At 64.9% G+C, this 6,492-nt stretch carries 3 protein-coding genes; 2 read left to right on the top strand and 1 reads right to left on the bottom strand.

Annotated elements, in window-relative coordinates; genetic code table 11:
- The first annotated feature begins 365 nt into the window (after window positions 1-365).
- Both V6D91_RS11355 and V6D91_RS11350 read left to right on the top strand, forming a co-directional pair.
- Window positions 366-3,188 carry a ribonucleoside-diphosphate reductase subunit alpha gene (locus V6D91_RS11355; protein WP_347320606.1) on the top strand — a complete coding sequence of 941 codons (2,823 nt, stop codon included), beginning with the start codon at window positions 366-368 and terminating at the stop codon, window positions 3,186-3,188.
- A gap of 26 nt (window positions 3,189-3,214) precedes the next feature.
- Window positions 3,215-4,405, top strand: coding sequence for a ribonucleotide-diphosphate reductase subunit beta (locus V6D91_RS11350; RefSeq protein ID WP_347320594.1), 1,191 nt, complete (start codon window positions 3,215-3,217; stop codon window positions 4,403-4,405).
- A gap of 183 nt (window positions 4,406-4,588) precedes the next feature.
- On the opposite strand, the gene ftsH is transcribed toward V6D91_RS11350, so the two are convergent.
- Window positions 4,589-6,472 carry an ATP-dependent zinc metalloprotease FtsH gene (gene ftsH, locus V6D91_RS11345; RefSeq protein ID WP_347320592.1) on the bottom strand — a complete coding sequence of 628 codons (1,884 nt, stop codon included), beginning with the start codon at window positions 6,470-6,472 and terminating at the stop codon, window positions 4,589-4,591.
- Window positions 6,473-6,492: the final 20 nt, after the last annotated feature.

Below are 6,492 nucleotides of genomic sequence, written 5' to 3'. Positions count from 1 at the left end.
CCGATGATAGTGTGGGGCTTCCCCATGTGAAAGTAGGTCACCGCCAAGCACCTATCCCATAAACCCCCAGTCCTTAGACTGGGGGTTTTTCTTTTCTTTATCCAAAAATTTTATGGCTGCCCGACGCCTCTCCACCGGACTGTGCAGCCGTTGGCCATGCGACCTGTCCCGACGCCGTTCCCGCCTTTTTCCCCTGTCTTTTCCACGTTTATCTACAGGCTTGTGCACAGGTCTATGCACAGTATGTAGTGCTTGACGATGTGCATTGACACTATATGATGTGTTTTGTGGTTTCGTTTGGAGATGACGTGATGACCCCTGGCGCTTCGACTTCCAGCCCCGATCAAAAGACCCCTTCTGCCCTTGTGGCGACCGCGTCTGCGGTCGAGGCCGTGCTGCCTGCGCCGGGTCAGTTCCGCGTGATCCGCCGTAACGGCAAGGTCACGAGCTTTGACGCGAGCAAGATCAGTGTGGCGGTGACCAAGGCCTTCCTGGCCGTTGAGGGGGGCTCGGCGGCAGCCTCCATGCGTATTCACGAAACCGTGGCAGCGCTGACCGAGACGGTGGTCGCCGCGCTCAAGCGTCGCTCCCCGGGCGGTGGCACCTTTCATATCGAAGACATCCAGGACCAGGTCGAACTGGCCCTGATGCGTGAAGGCCATCATAAGGTTGCACGGGCCTACGTGCTTTACCGTGAGGCCCGTGCGCGCGAGCGTGCCGAGGAAATGGGGCAGGAGGCTGAAGCGGCTCCGGACGCTCGCGCCCTCAACGTGACCCTGCTCGACGGCACCATGGTGCCGCTGGACATGGAGCGGATGCGCACCCTGGCCCGCGAGGCCTGTGCCGGCCTGGAGGGTACGGAGGCTGCCCTGGTGCTCGAGGAAACCCTGCGCAACTTGTACGACGGGGTATCCGAGAAGGAAGTGAGTGCCGCCTTGGTCATGAGCGCGCGCACCCTGATCGAGAAGGAGCCGAACTACTCCTTCGTCGCCGCCCGCCTGCTGATGGATCAGCTGCGCACCGAGGCATTGACCTACCTCAACCTGACTCCCAGTCATGCCACCCAGGCCGAGATGGGGCAGCGCTACGGCGAGGCTTTCCGTGCCTTCATCCTCCGGGGGGTGGAGCACGAGCTGCTCGATCCGGAGTTGCGTAGCTATGACCTTGAGCGCCTGGGCAAGGCGCTGGATGCGTCGCGCGATCTGCAGTTCACCTACCTTGGCCTGCAGACTCTGTACGACCGCTACTTCATTCACCACCAGGGCCACCGTATCGAGTTGCCGCAGGTCTTCTTCATGCGCGTGGCGATGGGCCTGGCGATCAACGAGATCGACCGCGAGGCGCGTGCGATCGAGTTCTACCAGCTGCTGTCTTCCTTCGACTTCATGGGCAGCACCCCGACCCTGTTCAACTCCGGTACCCTGCGTCCGCAGCTCTCCAGCTGCTACCTGACCACGGTGCCCGACGACCTCGACGGCATCTTCGGTGCCATCAAGGACAATGCGCTCCTGTCGAAGTTTGCTGGCGGCCTGGGCAACGACTGGTCTCGCGTTCGCGCCCTCGGCTCTCACATCAAGGGCACCAACGGCAAGTCGCAGGGCGTGGTGCCCTTCCTCAAGGTGGCCAACGACACCGCCGTGGCGGTCAACCAAGGGGGCAAGCGCAAGGGGGCGGTCTGCGCCTACCTTGAGACCTGGCACCTGGACATCGAGGAATTCCTCGACCTGCGTAAGAACACGGGGGACGACCGCCGCCGTACCCACGACATGAACACCGCCAACTGGATCCCGGACCTGTTCATGAAGCGCGTGGTCGAGGAGCAGGATTGGACCCTGTTCTCCCCGGCCGACTGTCCGGATCTGCACGATTTGACCGGTCAGGCCTTCGAGAAGCGCTACGTCGAGTACGAGCGTATGGCGGACGAGGGGCGCATCAAGCTGTTCAAGCGCATCCCGGCGGTGCAGCTGTGGCGCAAGATGCTCTCGATGCTGTTCGAGACCGGGCATCCGTGGATCACCTTCAAGGATCCCTGCAACCTGCGTTACACCAACCAGCACGCGGGCGTGGTGCACTCCTCCAACCTGTGCACCGAGATCACCCTGCACACCAACGACCATGAGATCGCGGTGTGCAACCTCGGTTCGATCAACCTCGCCCAGCACGTGGACGAGGATGGCCTCGACATGCAGAAGCTGGAGCGCACCATTCGCACCGCCATGCGCATGCTCGACAACGTGATCGAGTACAACTACTACGCCGTGCCGCAGGCGCGTAACTCCAACCTGCGTCACCGCCCGGTCGGGCTCGGCATCATGGGCTTCCAGGACGCGCTCTACAAGTTGCGGCTGCCCTATGCCTCGCAGGATGCGGTCGAGTTCGCCGACACCTCGATGGAGGCCGTCAGTTACTTCGCCATCCAGGCCTCCTCCGAGCTCGCCGAGGAGCGCGGCAAGTACCACAGCTACGACGGCTCCCTGTGGAGCAAGGGCATTCTGCCGATCGACTCCATCGACCTCGTGGAGCAGGGGCGCGGCGGCTATCTCGAGCAGGACCGCAGCCAGACCCTCGATTGGGCCGGTCTGCGCCAGCGTGTGAAGAAGCACGGCATGCGCAACTCCAACGTCATGGCGATCGCGCCGACCGCGACCATCTCCAATATCTGCGGGGTGAGCCAGTCGATCGAGCCGACCTACCAGAACCTGTTCGTCAAATCGAACCTGTCGGGCGATTTCACCGTGGTCAACCCCTATCTTGCGGCGGACCTCAAGAAGCTCGGCCTGTGGGACGAGGTCATGGTCAATGACCTCAAGTACTTCGACGGCAGCGTGCAGCCGATCGACCGCGTGCCCGAGAAGCTCAAGCAGCTCTATGCCACCGCGTTCGAGATCGACCCGCGCTGGCTGGTCGAGGCCGGCTCCCGTCGGCAGAAGTGGATCGATCAGGCCCAGTCCCTGAACCTGTACATGGCCGAGCCGTCCGGGCCCAAGCTCGACAACCTCTACAAGCTTGCCTGGGTGCGTGGCCTGAAGACCACCTACTACCTGCGCGCCATGGGCAAGACCCACGTCGAGAAGACCACCCTGACCAAGCTCGACGGCAAGCTGCGCGGGGTGAGTGCCGATGCCGCCGAACCGGCCATGCCGAAGGCCTGCTCGATTCTCGACCCCACTTGTGAGGCCTGCCAGTAAGGCGGGCTGGATTGGAGGATATCATCATGCTGAACTGGGACGATCCCATTCCGAGCAAAAACCTCACCCCGGCGGAGCCTTCCGCCGCTCCGGTCCCCCCGGCCGTGGTCGAGGCCGCGCTGCGGATGCACGACTTCGATGAGCCGGCTCACGGTGAACAGCATGCCGCGAGCGGCCTTGACGCCATCGCCACCGGCGCTGCACGCGTCAGCGTCTCCGAGAAGCGCATCATCAACGCCACGGCGGACGTCAACCAGCTGTTGCCGATGAAGTACACCTGGGCGTGGGAGAAGTACCTCGCCGCGTGCAACAACCACTGGATGCCGACCGAGGTTTCCATGCAGGCCGACATCGCCTTGTGGAAGAGCAGGGATGGCCTCACCCCGGACGAGCGTGCCATGGTGCTGCGCAACCTCGGCTTCTTCGCCACCGCGGAGAGCCTGGTCGCCAACAACATCGTGCTCGCCATCTACAAGAACATTACCAACCCCGAGTGCCGCCAGTACCTGCTGCGCCAGGCCTTTGAGGAGGCGATCCACACCCACACCTTCCAGTACATCGTCGACAGCCTCGGCCTGTCGGAGGGCGAGGTGTTCAACATGTACCGCGAGGTGCCCTCCATCACCGCCAAGGATGCGTGGGCGCTCAAGTACACCAAGGGGCTGATGAATGGCGACTTCGACACCAGCACCACCGAGGGCGCGCAGAACTTCCTGCGCGATCTGGTCGCGTTCTACGTGGTGTTCGAAGGCATGTGGTTCTACACCGGTTTTGCCCAGATCCTGAGCCTTGGGCGGCGCAACAAACTCACCGGCATCGCCGAGCAGTACCAGTACATCATGCGCGACGAGTCGATCCACCTGAACTTTGGCATCGACGTCATCAACACCATCCGTCTGGAGAATCCGCAGCTGTGGACCGCCGCGTTCCAGGCCGAGGTGCTGGAGATGTTGCGCACCGCCTGCGAGCTTGAGGTCGCCTATGCCCGTGACACCATGCCGCGCGGCCTCTTGGGGCTGAACGCGGAGATGTGCGAGGAGTACATGCACTTCATCACCAACCGCCGTTGCAACCAGCTCGGCCTGCCGGAGCTGTATCCCGGGGCGACCAACCCCTTCCCGTGGATGAGCGAGGTCATCGACCTGAAGAAGGAAAAGAACTTCTTCGAGACCCGGGTGACGGAGTACCAGACGGGGGGGGCGTTGAGCTGGGATTGACGCCGAGGAGAGCAAAGAGAAGGCCGGGGAAACCCGGCCTTCGTTTTTTCTTGGAAGGTTGGAAGGGGCGACATGCTCGTCCGCGTGCAGGTGCGGGTGCCGGAGCGCCTCTCGCCCAAGGAGCGGAAACTCTACGAGGAACTGCTTGCCCTCGGTCGCCGGAGATGAAGGGGCATACAGGGCTCAGGTCGCTGCCTCGTCCGCCTGCTGTCCTGGCCTGCCGCCGAGACAGGCCTCGATCTCGCTGCGCACCAGGGTCTCCTTCTCCTCCAGTGCCGCGACCAACTGGTCCAGCTCGCCTCGGTGGGCGCGGATGACCTCGCGCGCGGTCTCCTCGGCCTTCTTCAGCAGGGCCTGCACCGCCTCGTCCACCGCCTGGGCGGCGTGTTCGCTGTAGCGCCGGGGCTGGGCGATCTCGAGGCCGAGGAAGGGATGCTCGTCGCTCTCGCGCAGGTCCACGGGGCCGATCTCGCGCGACATGCCCCAGCGCCCAACCATGGCGCGGGCGAGCTGGGTGGCCTGGTGGATGTCGTCGTCCGCCCCGGAGCTGACGTTGCCGAGCACGGCCTCCTCGGCCGCACGCCCGGCAAGGATCACCGCCAGGCGGTCGAACAGGTAGTCCTCGGGCAGGGTGTGGCGCTCGGTCTCGGGCAGCTGGTGGGTGCCGCCAAGGGCTCGTCCACGCGGGATGATGGTCACCTTGTAGAGCGGGTCGGCGTGAGGCAGGAAGTGGGCCACGAGGGTGTGGCCGGCCTCGTGCACCGCCAGGCGGTGGCGCTCATCGGGCTGGATCACGAGCGAGCGCACCCCGCCGAGCAGGATCTTGTCACGCGCCTCGTCGAAGTGCTTCATGCGCACCTGGAATTCATTGTCCCGTGCGGCGAGGATGGCGGCCTCGTTGACCAGGTTCTTGAGATCCGCGCCGGAGAAGCCGGGGGTGCCCGCAGCGATTCGGTCGAGATCCACGTCCCCGGCGACCGGGATCTTGCGCAGGTGCACCCTGAGGATGGCCACGCGGTCCTTGCGGTCCGGCAGCTCCAGGGTGACGTGGCGGTCGAAGCGGCCCGGGCGCAGCAGGGCAGGATCGAGGATGTCGGGGCGGTTGGTCGCGGCCAGCACGATGACCGCCTCGCGGCCGGTGAAGCCGTCCAGTTCGGCGAGGATCTGGTTGAGGGTCTGCTCGCGCTCGTCGTGCCCGCCGCCGAGGCCCGTGCCGCGGGTGCGGCCGATGCTGTCCAGCTCGTCGATGAAGACGATGGCAGGGGCGTTTTCCTTGGCGGCCTTGAACAGGCGGCGCACCCGCGAGGCGCCGACGCCGACGAAGATCTCAATGAACTCGGAGGCCGAGATGCTGTAGAACGGCACGCCGGCCTCACCGGCGAGGGCCTTGGCGAGCAGGGTCTTGCCGGTGCCGGGGGCGCCCATCAGCAGTACGCCCTTGGGCACCTCGGCCCCCAGACGGCGGAAGCGCTCGGGATCACGCAGGTACTCCACCAGTTCCGCCACTTCGCGCTTGGCGTTGTCCTGGCCGGCGACGTCCTCGAAGTTCACCTCGGGTACCTCGGCCTTCTTCACCGCCCCCTCGAGGAAGCCCTTCAGGTCGCCGGCGCCGCCGATGCCGGAGAGCGTGCGCTGGGTGCGCTGGTAGACCCAGTAGAAGAACAGGAACAGCAACACCCAGGGGAGGAAGACCGCCGCCAGGGCCAGCAGACCGCCCTGCGGGTCGTCCGCCTCGACGCTGACGGTCACGCCCTTCTCTTCCAGCAAGGGCAACAGCGTGTCGTCGCCTAGGTCGGGCAGGCGGGTGGAGACTTTCTGGATGAGGGCGCCCTGCGGGCCGAGAGGGCGGGGTGCGACGAGCCGACCTTGTGCCACCTTGCCGCGTAGTGAAACCTCGGCCATGGTCCCCTCGCGCACCAGCGCCTTGAAGTGCGAGTAGGGCACCGGCTGCACCGGCTCTAGGGGGGGCGGGCGCATGATGAGCCAGGCGAGGGCTAGCAGGAGCAGGGCGAGCGCGAGGTAGTTCATCCAGCGCGGCGGGGCACTCGTGGGCAGGGTTTCGCTCATCTCTGCGGGCGTTATCCGAT

Source organism: Thiofaba sp. EF100 (assembly GCF_039822285.1).
In the GTDB taxonomy this organism is placed as follows: Bacteria; Pseudomonadota; Gammaproteobacteria; order Halothiobacillales; family Halothiobacillaceae; genus Thiofaba.
The sequence above is the reverse complement of the archived record's forward strand: the minus strand, read 5'-3'. Positions and strand labels throughout refer to the sequence as shown.